This window comes from Streptomyces sp. NPDC096013, assembly GCF_044763565.1.
In the GTDB taxonomy this organism is placed as follows: domain Bacteria; phylum Actinomycetota; class Actinomycetes; order Streptomycetales; family Streptomycetaceae; genus Streptomyces.
Map to the genome: position 1 here is coordinate 64412 of NZ_JBIWGK010000015.1, position 12174 is coordinate 76585.

Here is a 12174-nt window from a genome sequence, read left to right on the forward strand (position 1 = left end):
CGCGGCGTCATTCCTTGGTGGCGCCCGCGAGCATTCCGGCGACCAGGAAACGCTGCGAGAAGAGGAAGACGACCAGGACCGGCGTGATCGCCACCAAGGTGGCCAGGGCGAGTTGGGGCCGTTCGATGGCGAGTGATCCGACCGTCGGGTTGAAGGAGGGCACGCTGCTGAGCAGGGTGCCGACGCCCACCTGCACAGGCATCTGGTCGCTCGCGGGCAGCATCACGTAGGGGAGGAAGTAGTTGGTCCAGTTGGCCACGAAGCTGAAGAAGCCGACGAGTGCCACCACGGGCGATGCGAGGGGAAGGGCGATGTGCCGGAAGACCCGGAACTCGCCGCATCCGTCGATGCGGGCGGCCGCCAGGAGATCCCGTGGCACGGCGGTGCTGAAGTAGATGTACGTCAGATACACCCCGAACGGATAGAACGAGTACGGCAGGATGATCGACCACATCGTCCCGATCAGACGTACGGCGTTGAGCTCCAGGAAGAGGGGGACCACCAGCGTCGCGTTCGGCATCAGCATCACGATCAGCGTGGCGACGAGCAGGGTGTGACGTCCACGGAACTCCGTCATCGCCAGCGCGTAACCGGCCGGCACGGCGACGCACAGGGTGATGACCAGGGAAATCCCCGCGTAGATCGCCGAGTTGCGCAGCCACAGCAGGATCGCGTCGTCCTGGAAGGCGGTCAGCGCATGCCAGTTGGCCCTGAGCGCGTGCCAGGAGCCGAAGGACAGCGGGTTGCCGTGCACGAGCTGGTGATCCGTTTTGGTGGCGGCGAGGGCGAGCCAGAACACGGGCAGTACGAAGAACACCGTGAACGCGGCCAGTACGACGGCCACCAGTACCTGGGAGCCGTAGCGCCGGACGGGACGGCGGCTGATGCGGGCAGACCTGCGCGGCGTGGGGCTCGGGCTGACGCCGGTGCTCCCGGGACGTGGACGTACACCGGAGTGTGTGGGGGTCTCATTCGGCATCGAAGAATCCCGACCGTGCGACGAAGAGGGCTGCGGCCGACAGACTGACGACCAGGAGTTCGACGGAGACGGCGGCGGCGCCGTTGACGTTGTTCATCTGGAAGGCGAAGTCGTACGAGAGCTGGTTGAGCGAGTAGTCGCGTCCCGCCACTCCCACGCTGGCCAGGGACAGCAGCTGCGGCTCGACGAAGAGCTGGGCGCCGCCGGCGAAGGCGAGGATCACCATGTAGACGATCCACTTGCGCAGCAGAGGTATCTGCACCCGCCAGGCGGTCTGCCAGGCGCCCGCCCCGTCGATGCGGGCGGCCTCCATGACGTCCTTGGGGATGTTGTTGAGCGCGCCGTAGATGACGACGATCCAGCCGCCCGCGCCGGTCCAGAACGCGATGATCGTGAACAGCAGGGGCAGATGGCCGGGTGCGATGACCTCGCCGAACGTGTGGTAGCCGAGCGCGCCCAGCAGGGAGGTGACCGGGCTGACCGTGGGGTCGAGCATGAACAGCCAGACGAGCACGCTCGCGGCACCGGCCAGGGCGCCGGGAATGTAGAAGAGGAACCTCAGGGTCTTCCCGGCGCCCCGGGAGGCGAGGCGGTGCAGCAGCAGCGCCAGGCCGACCACGATCACCACGAGCGAGACGAGCCAGAACAACAGGTACAGCCCGACGTGCCCGAGGGCCGGCACGAAGCGGAAGTCGCGCATCGTGGTGGCGAAGTTGTCGAAGCCGGTGAAGGTGCCCTGGGCGTTGCTGAAGGCGAAGTAGACCGCGTAGGCGGTCGGCACGACACCGAACGCGATCAGCAGGACGACGTAGGCGGCGACGAAGGCGGCTCCCGCCCTGCTCTGCCGCCGGGTGCCCTGGGGGCGTCGGCGGACCGGAGCGGCGGGGGAGTGGGGCAGGGTCACTGGGAGACCTTGTATCCGTTGGACTTGGCGTACTTGACGATGGAGTCCTGCCAGGTAGGCAGCAGCGAGACGATGGTCTTGCCCTGCGTCAGACCGGGCTTGACCGTCGCGGCCCAGATCGCCTCCTGGCTGAACTGCCCCGACCCCCAGCCCGGCCAGACCTGGGTGGAGGCCTCCTTCAGTGCGTCGATGCTGCCTTCGTAGTAGCCGGAGGCGTTCTGTTGCGTCAGCCAGGTGCTCGCAGCAGGGGCGTAGGCGGGGAAGCCGGGCGCGACCTTGCCCTGGTAGGCGTCGTCCGTCGTGACCCAGGTGAGGAAGTCGGCGGCTGCCTTGATGTGTTCGGAGTGCTGGGACAGCAGCCAGGTACCGCCACCGACGTTGCCGGTGGACGGTGAGGTCTCACCGCTCCACTGGGGTATGGGTGCTGCCGCGATCTGCTTGGCGGGCGTCTTGAAGGTCCCCTCGAACAGGGCGCCGCCGTACCAGGAGGGGCCGGGCATCATCAGTACCTTGTCGGCCTTGTTCTTGCCGAAGTCGGTGCTGAAGACCCCGCTGATGGACATGGACTTCTTCTCGATCAGTACGTCCATGAGCTGGGCCATCTTCGTGCACTGGGCGCTTTTGGTGTTCACGGAGACGGACTTGGCGCCGGTGATGTGGTTGGCGCCGCACTTGCTCGCCCACAGGTAGATCTCCGGAGTGAAGGAGTCACCGGCGTCGCCCACCAGGTAGCCGGGGTGTTCGGCGGCCACCTTCTCACCGAGCTGCTGGTACGCCTCCCAGGTCGTCGGCACCGCGTAGCCGAACTGCTTCATCAGCGGCGCGTTGTACCAGAGCACGGCCTGGGAGAGGTCGTTACGCAGGCAGTAGACCGTGCCGCCCACCGTGCAGACGTCGTTGGCCCCCTCGGCGAACTTTCCGAGGGTTCCCGCCGGGACGAGTCCCTTGTTCAGGGGGGCCGCGAAGTGGGCGTCGACCGCCCAGGTCACCTCGTTGTTCTGCGAGCTGAAGACGACGTCCGGCCAGCCCTTGCCGGTGCGGTTGAAGAGCTGCACCTTCGTCTGTAGATAGTTCGATCCGTTGGCGTCCCCGTCGTAGGTGACGATGTTCAGCTTCACGTCGGGGTGGAGCTTCTGGTAGAGCTTCGCGGCGGCCAGGCGGGTCGAGTCCACCCACACGGTCAGGGCCCCGCTCTTCTGCGCCACTTGGTTGAAGCCGTCCTTGCTGTTCGTGGCCGTGGTGCCGCCGCCGCAGGCCGTGGCCGTCGCGACCAGGGTGGCCACGCACCCCGCGAGGAGAACCGATCGCCTTGTGGCCAGCGCTCGGCTTCGGACAGGGGACTGCTTCATCGCGGTCATGAGTGACTCCATTACGTGGCTGGCGTCCGGGTGAACGGCCTGGGCGAGCGTGGTGGCATCGCGGGCGGCGGCGTCCCACGAGCGGCTTCGTGGACGGTTGTTACGGGTTGCCGCTCAGAATTAGGCGCCTTATCTGCCCACGGGTCAAGGAGATGTACAGTCACAAAATCGGAATTCCTGCCCGATCGGCTGGCGGTTATGTACCTAATAATTCGGTAAATGGCGAATTCGTCATCAAGATCGCCGCTTGCCTGCATCACCTGGAGCAAGATGAGTACGATTCATTTCACGAGGAAGTGTTCAGTAGAGTGACGACGCAGGGACGGGCTCGCTCTGTGGGACCAGCGATGGAGGTAGGACAGATGAACGACACGTCCGCGACCGGGACTTCGTCGGCGTCCGACAGGCTGACGGCTCCGGGCGGAGGGGCGGAGGTGCGGCGCGACTACCGTCCGGGCTATGAGCTCGTCGCTGAGCGCATCCTTGAGTTCATCGCCGAGTCACGTCTGGTCCCCGGCGACCGACTGCCCACGGAAAACGATCTGGCCGCACGGCTGGGCACCAGCAGGGCAGTCGTGCGCGAAGCCGTCAAGATCCTCTCCGCCCTCGGACGAATCCGCGCGCACAAGGGCCGTGGCCTCTTCGTCTCGGACGATGAGGGCATGCTCAGTGCCAGTCGCTGGGGCGGGTTCTTCCGGCCCACAGACCTCGACCACATCTTCATGCTGTTCGAGTTCCGCAGGATCCAGGAGATGGCCGCGGCCGGCATCGCGGCGACGAGTGCCACCCCTGCCGAACTGCGGGCGATGGAGGTGGCCGTGGAGATGTGCCGTCACGGATTCGCCCAAGGGCAGGTCGACGTCTTCAACCGGGCCGACGACGACTTCCATGCCGCGGTCGCCGCGGCCTCCCACAACAGCTTCCTGGTCGACGCCGTGCGCGACGCGCGCCGGTTGCAGAGACAGTCCAGTGCCATCGGCACACTCGACAGGCTCAGCGCTCATTCCGAGGCCGCCATCGAGGAGCATGCGGCCATCTACGAAGCAGTACGGGACGGCCGACCGGAGGCCGCGGCTCAGGCCACCGCCGTACACCTCGACAGGACGCTTGAGGACTACCGTCAGGAAATCCAGCGGAGGGTCTTCGGGCACCGGGAGGACGGACCGGTTGGCTGAGAGCCGCCCGCCGAAGTGAAACACCGCCTCCAGGGAGCGCGTGAGCACGAGCCGCCTGATGGTGCCGGCTCGGCCCCGCGATCAGGACGTGACCAGTCGAGTATCGAAAGTGACGTGACCTGAGTCGAGTATCGAAAGCACGGATGGGCCGGGCCAGGTGATGTCCAGGTCCGGCCCCTCCGTCCGCCGCTACAGGTCGAGTTGGTACTGGTGTGTCGTGTGCGTGGGCGTGTAGCCGAGACCGTCGTTGATCCGCCGCATGTGCGTGTTGCTGTCGGCGGTGTCGGTCAGGAGGCCGCCCAGGTGTGGATAGCGCTCACGGGCGTCTCGGATCGACTCGGACTTCATCCATCGGCCGAGGCCGTGTCCGCGGTGCTCGGGCAACACGCCGGTGCCGTAGTGCTGGCCGTCGCCTCTGCCGTCGCCCGGCACGACCAGTTCGGTGAACCCGGCGATCGAGTCGTCGGAGACGTCGACGGCCACGACCGTGTGCAGGTGGTCGCCACGCTGTTCGACAGCTTTCGCCGCGGCCCGGACACGGTCCACGTCCCAGGTCACCGTGCCGTAGTCGGTGTCGTCCATGGGCATGTCGTCCATGGCACGACGCGAGTCGGCGAACGTCTCGGCGAGGCCGTCGGGCACGGTTCCCTGCCATGACATCAGCCGGTAGCCGGAATGCGGACGCTCGATGATGCGGGCGAGGGCGGTGGTGTCCGCGTCGGCCAGCGGCAGGCGGGAGAACCTCAGGGTGAGGACCTTCTTGAATCCGCGCGCCGGCAGGAAGTAGTCGCCTGGCGATCCGGCCTCGGCCTGTGCGATGACGCAGCGTCGGGCATCGGCCCGGGCAGCGGCCACGACGGCGTCGACAAGCCGGGAACCGACACGCCGGCGTCGCTCCGCGGGATGGACCTGGACGGTCAGTTCGGCCAGGTGCTTCTGTCCGGGACTGTCGAACAGGCGCAGAAAGGCGGTTCCGATGGGGATGGAATCGGCGTCGGTCGCCAGCCAGGCAAGACGCCGGCTGTTCGGGCCGTGAGCGGGGTCGGTCAGTGGGGTGATGCGAAACGACAAGGTGTCTCCGTCGTGAGGAAGCGGGCGGGGTCAGTACGCGGGCTCAACCGCTGGGCACTCCTGCGCATGTGCTCCACACCTCCTCGTCGACAGCACGGTCCCGAACAACATCGGACGGCTCGGAGAACCTAGCTGGCCCATCGGCGCCTCGGCAAAGGGTTAACGAGAGCCGGTGCGGGCGCGCGGGCACAGCCGCTCATCGATGGCCGCGACCGGCACGGGCGGGCTGCCGACTTGTCGTATCAACCTGAGGACCGGCGCGACCCCACATCGGCTTGGTGTCGGCCGCCAGCCTGTCGCCTGCCAGTTGAGCGATCGCCGACCGGGCCGAACGCTCGGCGATCCGCACGAACAGAGCCGGGCGAAAAGATTTCGGCAACCATTTCGCTCCCTGTGGCAACTGAACGACGCACCGTCGATTCGACCCTTTGAACGGACAGGCATGAAGACAGCAAGGCAGGCTGCGCGGCAGCGCCGGCGTAGACACAGGCTGATCGTCGGCATCACGGCGGCGCTGGCCACCGCTGGGGTTGTCGTCTCCCTGGTGGTGGCGTCGCTCTCCGACCATGCGACCGATGCGACGGTGGTCGCGGTCGCCCCGCGAACTCCGACGGAAACACCGGCCACCACAGGCACCCCGGCGCCGACGCCGACGCCCACCGCGACGGCAAAACCCACGTCGACGGGTACTCCGACGCCGACGGCTGCCGCGAGCAAAGCGTCGGCACGGCCGTCGGCCACCAGGACCGACCGCACCACGTCGACTTCCGCGGCCCCGGCAGGACGAATCCGTCCCAGCACGACCTACCAAGGGGTAGCCACCGTCTACCAGGCCGGAAACGGCGACGGAGCATGCTTGTTCGGTGCCAGCGACGACATGATGATCGCGGCGATGAACACCACCGACTACGAATCCTCCCGGGCCTGCGGGGCGTATGTGCTCGTCCGCACGGCGAACGGCGCCTCGGTCACGGTGCGGATCACCAACGAGTGCCCCCTGCCCTGCGCACCCGGACAACTCGACCTCAGCGAGCAGGCTTTCGCCAAGCTGGGAGATCCCAAGCTCGGCAGGATTCCGATCTCCTGGACACTGATCAGCCCCACCACTTCCCAGAAGATCTCCCTGCGGTACAAGGCCGGTTCGAGCCAGTACTGGTGCGCCCTTCAGGTGATCGGTCATCGCAATCCGATCGCCCGCCTGGACATCCGCGTCGGAGTCGGCTGGCGGCAACTGCCTCGGACCGACTACAACTACTTCCTCTCATCCGACGGTGGCGGCTGCGGCGGCGCTGTCAGGATCACCGACATCTACGGGGAACGTCTGACGGTCGGAGGCATGGCGATACGACCGGATGTCGTGCAGGCGACGGGGGTTCAGTTCGCCCGGCACTGAGCGATGACGTAGGTGTGCGGGTGGTACCGGCCGGGTCGGTACCACCGACGCAGGGTCGGCGGTACCGGACGGGGTGGCGTTCCGTGAAGCGCCCCGATCGGCAACGGGGCCACGGTTGCTGGGAGTCGCTACGCCGGACCGGCGTTCGACCGCAGGTGCTCCCGCAGCCAGTGCTCGGTGTTGCTGACGTGCAGCAGAGCCGCGGCCTGACTCACCGCGGAGTCGCGGGTGAGGAGGGCGTTGTAGATGGCCTCGTGCTCGGCGAGCGTGCGCCCGGAGGACTGGTCGTCCAGTTGGCCGCGCCAGATCCGGGCGCGCAGGGTGCGGCCCGAGATGCCTTCGAGCAGGGCGAGCAGGCTCTCGTTGCCGGTGGCCGCCACGACGGAGCGGTGGAAGGCGGCGTCGTGGGCGTTGAGCCGCTCGACGTCGTCGCTCGCCGACCGCATCGCGTCCAAGTGGCCCTTGACCTCCGCCAGTTGGTCGTCGCTGATCCTCGTGGCGGCGAGTCCGGTGGCGAGTGGTTCGAGCAGTCGCCGGACCTCCATCAGATCCAGCAGGGCACCCGTGTCGCTCTGGAGAAGCTCCACCGCGCCGCCGAGCCCGTCCAGCAGCAGGCTGGGCTGGAGACTGGTCACATACGTGCCGTCGCCCCGGCGTACCTCAAGCACCCGGGCCACGGCCAGCGCCTTGACCGCCTCGCGGGCGAGGTTGCGGGAGAGGCCGAGCTGCGCGGCGAGTTCCGGCTCCGGGGGCAGTTTCGCGCCAGGCGCCAACGCGCCGGAGCGGATGAGCTCACGGATCTGCCCGATGGCCCTGTCGGTGAGGGACAACGTGAGCTCCTTCCGTGAGGGGGCGTGCCGTCTGGTGGCGGATGGCCGGGTCGGCGTGCCAGGGGTGGCGCTGATCATACCGGGGAGGCGTCGGGGTCCGCCGTCGGTGCGCTGCCCCTCCGGGTGCGGCGTCATGGGATGTCACCAGCATGGCTCCAGACCCCCAAGACATTCTATGTTTGCTGGTGAACAAAAAACATCAAATGCCTAATTGCCGGACAAATTGCCAGGTGAGAGGCTCTTTTCATCCCTGCACGCCCGTTGACATGGTGGCGACATATGGCGGACCTTCTTCCGTAACAACCGGCGCGGCGCGTGGTGACTGTCGCTCCGGTCCCGCCTCTTCCGTCTGCCTCCGTCCGACACAGGGATGCCCCCATGCCCAGTTCGATCAACAGACGTCAGTTCCTCGCCGGCGCCACCTGCGTGGCCGCGGCGGCCGTCGCGGGGGGAGTGTTCGGCGCTGGCACCGCGCAGGCCGCTCCCAGCACCTACACGCCCGCATGGAGTTCGGTGAACCAGCACCCGCCCGCCCCGGAGTGGTTCCAGGACGCCAAGTTCGGCATCTACTTCCACTGGGGCGTCTTCAGCGTCCCCGCGTACGACAGCGAGTGGTATCCCCGCAACATGTACATCGGCGGGAGCAACGCCAACACGCATCACATCGCGACCTACGGCGACCCCTCGGTATGGCCGTACCACAACTTCATCAACGGAGCGAACGACAAGGCGGGCCACTTCACCCAGTTCGCGCCCAAACTCAAGTCCGCCGGGGGGAACTTCGACCCCGACGAGTGGGCCCAGCTCTTCGTCGACGCCGGAGCGAAGTTCGCGGGACCCGTCGCGGAGCACCACGACGGGTTCTCCATGTGGGACTCGCAGGTCAACGAGTGGAACTCGGTCGCCAAGGGCCCCAAGCTCGACCTGCTGAAGCTGTTCACCACGGCGATCCGCGCCAAGAACCTGAAGCTGCTGGTGGCGATGCACCACGCCTACAACTTCAACGGCTACTACGACCACGTGCCCGCCCAGACCGACCCCAGCCTCAAGAAGCTCTACGGGCAACTGGGCTCCACCGCCGAGAACCAGCTCTGGTACGACAAGCTCAAGGAGGTCATCGACCGCGCCCAGCCGGACATCCTCTGGGAGGACTTCGACCTGCCCAAGGTCGACGAGACACAGCGCCTGAACTTCCTGTCGTACTACTACAACCAGGCCAACTCCTGGGGCAAAGAGGTCGTCGCCACCTACAAGGACGGCTACAACGGCCACGGCGAGGTCTTCGACTACGAGCGCGGCGGCCCCGCCGACCGGACCGCGCCCTACTGGCTCACCGACGACAGCATCTCCAGCTCCAGCTGGTGCTACACCCAGGGCATCGGCTACTACAGCACCCAGCAGATGCTGCACTCCCTGATAGACCGGGTCAGCAAGAACGGCAACATGCTGCTGAACATCGCGCCGATGGCCGACGGCACGATCCCCCAGGGACAGAAGGACGTGCTGCTCGGCATCGGCGACTACCTGAAGCGCTTTGGGGAGTCGATGTACGCGACCCGCGCCTGGACGCAGTACGGCGAAGGCCCGACCCGGATGGGCGGGGGCGCGTTCACCGCACCGCTCGTCGGCACCGCGCAGGACATCCGCTTCACCCGCAACAAGGGCAACACGGTGCTGTACGCCACCGTGCTGGGCTGGCCCGGTAGTTCACTCAAGATCAAGACGCTGAGCTCGGACCGCATCAACGTCTCCTCGCTCACCTCGGTGAAGCTGCTGGACTCGACCGCCGGCACCTACATCAACCTCGCCGCGCCGACGCAGGACTCCTCCGGGCTGACCGTGGCGCTGCCCTCCTCGGCGCCGTACAGCGCGGGCGCCTACGTCCTCAAGCTCAGCTTCTCCGGCCCGATCCCCCCGCTGCGGCCGGCGGTCGGCGCCGTGGTCCACCAGGACGTCAACTACTCCGGGAACTACGCGGTGCTCGACCCCGGCACCTACACGGCAGAGCAGCTGCAACTGGCCGGGGTGGACCCGCAGAGCATCTCCTCCCTGAGACTGGCCGGCGGGAACCAGATCGTCGCCTACAGCGGCGACAACTTCACCGGTACCTCCTGGACCTTCACCGCCGACAGCCCCGATCTCAGGGTCACCGGCCAGAACGACCAGATCACCTCCCTGAGGGTGCAGTTCAATCCGGCCGCCTATTTCCGCATCACCAACGTCACCGACGGCCTTGCCCTGGACAGCGGTGGGAACGTCGCCTCGGGGTCCAATCTGAAGCAGTACACCTGGGACGGCAGCCCCAACCTCCAGTGGCAGCTCGTCGAGGTCGGCGGCGGCTACTACAAGCTGGTCAACCGGAACAACGGAATGGTCGCCGACGGCTGGGGCGCCACGTCCAACGGCTCCCCGGCCCAGCAGGCGGCGTGGAACGGCAGCAACAACCAGCAGTGGACGGTCACCCACCGGGGCGAAGGCATGTGCGCCATCGCCAACCGGGCCACCGGACTCGTCCTGGACGGCGGCGGGAACGTGGCCTCCGGCTCCGTCACCAAGCAGTGGACCGACGGCAGCAGCACCAACCTGCTGTGGACCCTCACCGCCCAGTGACATAGGCGCGCGCGGTCAATCGAGTGGATGCCCGGACGCACGGCCGTCCGGGCATCCACTCGCTCTCCGTCGAGGCGGGACGGGTTTCTCCTTCTCACGCACGGGATTTCGTCACGGGCGAGACCTCCGCGGACTTCAGGTGTTCCCGCAGCCACTGTTCGGTGCTGTGCACGTGCACCAGTGCCGCGGCATGGCTCAGCGAAGCGTCCCGCTCAGCCAGCGCCGCGTAGATCGCCTCGTGCTCCGCGAGAGTGCGGGCCGCCGCGCGGGAGTCGACCAGACCACGCCAGATCCGCACACGCAGAGTGCGGCCCGAGATGCCCTCCAGCAGCGCGATCAGCGTTTCGTTGCCCGTGACGTCGACGATCGCCCGGTGGAACGCCACATCGTGCGCGTTGAGCCGCTCGACGTCGTCGCGCGCCTCACGCATGGCGTCCAGATGCCGCTTCACCTCGGCCAGTCCGTCGTCCGACAACCGGGTGACGGCCAGGGCGGTGGCGGCGGGCTCCAGCAGGCGCCGCACCTCCATGAGGTCCAGTACGGCACCGGGGTCGCCTTGCAGCAGCTCCACCGCTCCGCCGAGGCCTTCGAGGAGCAGGCTCGGCTGGAGGCTGGTGACGTAGGTGCCGTCGCCCCGCCTGATCTCCAGGACCCGCGCCATGGACAGTGCCTTCACCGCCTCACGCGCGAGATTGCGGGAGAGCCCGAGCTGGGCGGCGAGTTCCTGCTCCGGGGGCAGCTTCGCCCCCGGAGGAAGGGCCCCGGAGGCGATGAGCTCGCGAATCTGTGTGATCGCCTTGTCGGTCAGGGACACCCGGCGCCCCGCTCACCCGGTGCGGAGACGCCGGCCTCGTCAGCGAGGGGGGTGTCGGGCCGGAGAAGTCCTCGGGAGCGCAGGTCGTACCAGAGATCCTGCGGGAGGTCCTGCCGGTGCAGCCCCGCATTGCGCCGGACCTGTACTGGGTCGCGCATGCCGACGGTGACGTTGACGACGCCGGGATGAGTGAGGGGGAAGGCGATGGCGGCGGCGGGCAGGGTGGTGCCATGCGCCTCGCAGACATCGGCGATGGCACGCGCACGGTCGACGAACTCGGACGGTGCCGCCCGGTAGTCGTACTTCATGCCTTCGACGGGCCGATCGCGCGAGAGCAGGCCGGAGTTGAAGACACCGACCGCGACAACGCTCTTGCCATGTTCCTGAGCGGCGGGCAGGACGTCGTCCAGGGCCGACTGGTCGAGCAGGGTGTAGCGGCCGGCCAGCATGACCATGTCGGCGGCGGTCTCGCGCAGGAAGCGGGCGAGCATGGCGGACTGGTTCATGCCCGCGCCGATCGCACCGATGACGCCTTGGTCGCGCAGCGCGGCGAGGGCGGGCATGGCTTCGTCGGTGGCCTGTCGCCAGTGGTCGTCGGGGTCGTGGAGGTAGACGATGTCGAGCCGGTCCAGGCCGGTGCGGGTGAGAGTGTCGTCGATCGAGCGCAGGATGCCGTCACGGCTGAAGTCCCACTGGCGGCGCAGGTCGTCACGCACGACGAAACCCTCGGTGTCGACTCCTTGCGGGTGCTCGTTGGGCACCAGGAGGCGGCCGGCCTTGGAGGAGACGACGTACTGGTCGCGGGGGTGGTCGCGCAAGGCGGCGCCCAGGCGACGTTCGGACAGGCCCAGGCCGTAATGGGGAGCGGTGTCGTAGTAGCGGATGCCCGCGTCCCACGCTGTGTCGACGGCGCCGGCGGCCTCCTCGGCGGTGGTGACGCGGTAGAGGTTGCCGATGACGGAGGCGCCGAAGCCGAGCTCGGTCAGCTCGACGGCGGTGTGGGGGATCTTTCGGCGGCGCAAGGAGGGCTCCTCAAAGGG

Annotated in this window: 10 protein-coding genes; 3 read left to right on the plus strand and 7 right to left on the minus strand. The window is 67.6% G+C overall.

All coding sequences use genetic code 11. From position 1 onward, the window contains the following. Window positions 1-7: 7 nt before the first annotated feature. The 3 genes from ACIRB1_RS36730 to ACIRB1_RS36740 all read right to left on the minus strand — a co-directional run bounded on the left by ACIRB1_RS36730 (window position 8) and on the right by ACIRB1_RS36740 (window position 3241). Window positions 8-844 carry a carbohydrate ABC transporter permease gene (locus tag ACIRB1_RS36730; protein WP_403468558.1) on the minus strand — a complete coding sequence of 279 codons (837 nt, stop codon included), beginning with the start codon at window positions 842-844 and terminating at the stop codon, window positions 8-10. A 124-nt stretch (window positions 845-968) separates the two neighbouring features. Continuing rightward, window positions 969-1883: a sugar ABC transporter permease gene (locus ACIRB1_RS36735; protein WP_352182767.1), complete on the minus strand. Its 915-nt coding sequence runs from the start codon at window positions 1881-1883 to the stop codon at window positions 969-971. Beyond that, complete coding sequence (locus ACIRB1_RS36740; RefSeq protein WP_352182768.1) at window positions 1880-3241, minus strand: ABC transporter substrate-binding protein; 1362 nt, start codon at window positions 3239-3241, stop codon at window positions 1880-1882. Before ACIRB1_RS36740 ends, ACIRB1_RS36735 begins: the two co-directional genes overlap by 4 nt. 362 nt (window positions 3242-3603) lie before the next feature. Between ACIRB1_RS36740 and ACIRB1_RS36745 the strand changes: the two genes are divergently transcribed. Beyond that, window positions 3604-4416, plus strand: a complete 813-nt coding sequence (locus ACIRB1_RS36745) for a FadR/GntR family transcriptional regulator (protein ID WP_403468661.1) — start codon at window positions 3604-3606, stop codon at window positions 4414-4416. Window positions 4417-4605: 189 nt separating this feature from the next. On the opposite strand, the gene ACIRB1_RS36750 is transcribed toward ACIRB1_RS36745, so the two are convergent. Then, complete coding sequence (locus ACIRB1_RS36750; protein ID WP_403468559.1) at window positions 4606-5487, minus strand: GNAT family N-acetyltransferase; 882 nt, start codon at window positions 5485-5487, stop codon at window positions 4606-4608. A 202-nt stretch (window positions 5488-5689) separates the two neighbouring features. Here ACIRB1_RS36750 and ACIRB1_RS36755 point away from each other — a divergent pair, with 202 nt between their 5' ends. Further along, complete coding sequence (locus tag ACIRB1_RS36755) at window positions 5690-6880, plus strand: expansin EXLX1 family cellulose-binding protein (protein ID WP_403468560.1); 1191 nt, start codon at window positions 5690-5692, stop codon at window positions 6878-6880. A 128-nt stretch (window positions 6881-7008) separates the two neighbouring features. Here ACIRB1_RS36755 and ACIRB1_RS36760 read toward each other — a convergent pair whose 3' ends face one another. Then, a complete protein-coding gene (locus ACIRB1_RS36760) occupies window positions 7009-7710 on the minus strand; it encodes a FadR/GntR family transcriptional regulator (protein ID WP_352182772.1) in 702 nt (233 codons plus the stop codon). Window positions 7711-8088: 378 nt separating this feature from the next. Here ACIRB1_RS36760 and ACIRB1_RS36765 point away from each other — a divergent pair, with 378 nt between their 5' ends. After that, on the plus strand, window positions 8089-10320 hold the full coding sequence (locus ACIRB1_RS36765; protein WP_403468561.1) for an alpha-L-fucosidase: 2232 nt from the start codon (window positions 8089-8091) through the stop codon (window positions 10318-10320). 94 nt (window positions 10321-10414) lie between these two features. On the opposite strand, the gene ACIRB1_RS36770 is transcribed toward ACIRB1_RS36765, so the two are convergent. Together ACIRB1_RS36770 and ACIRB1_RS36775 are read right to left on the minus strand one after the other, a co-directional pair. Continuing rightward, window positions 10415-11134, minus strand: a complete 720-nt coding sequence (locus tag ACIRB1_RS36770; RefSeq protein WP_403468562.1) for a FadR/GntR family transcriptional regulator — start codon at window positions 11132-11134, stop codon at window positions 10415-10417. Further along, the gene (locus ACIRB1_RS36775; RefSeq protein ID WP_403468563.1) at window positions 11125-12156 is read right to left on the minus strand and encodes an aldo/keto reductase; all 1032 of its coding nucleotides are present in this window, start codon (window positions 12154-12156) and stop codon (window positions 11125-11127) included. Before ACIRB1_RS36775 ends, ACIRB1_RS36770 begins: the two co-directional genes overlap by 10 nt. Window positions 12157-12174: the final 18 nt, after the last annotated feature.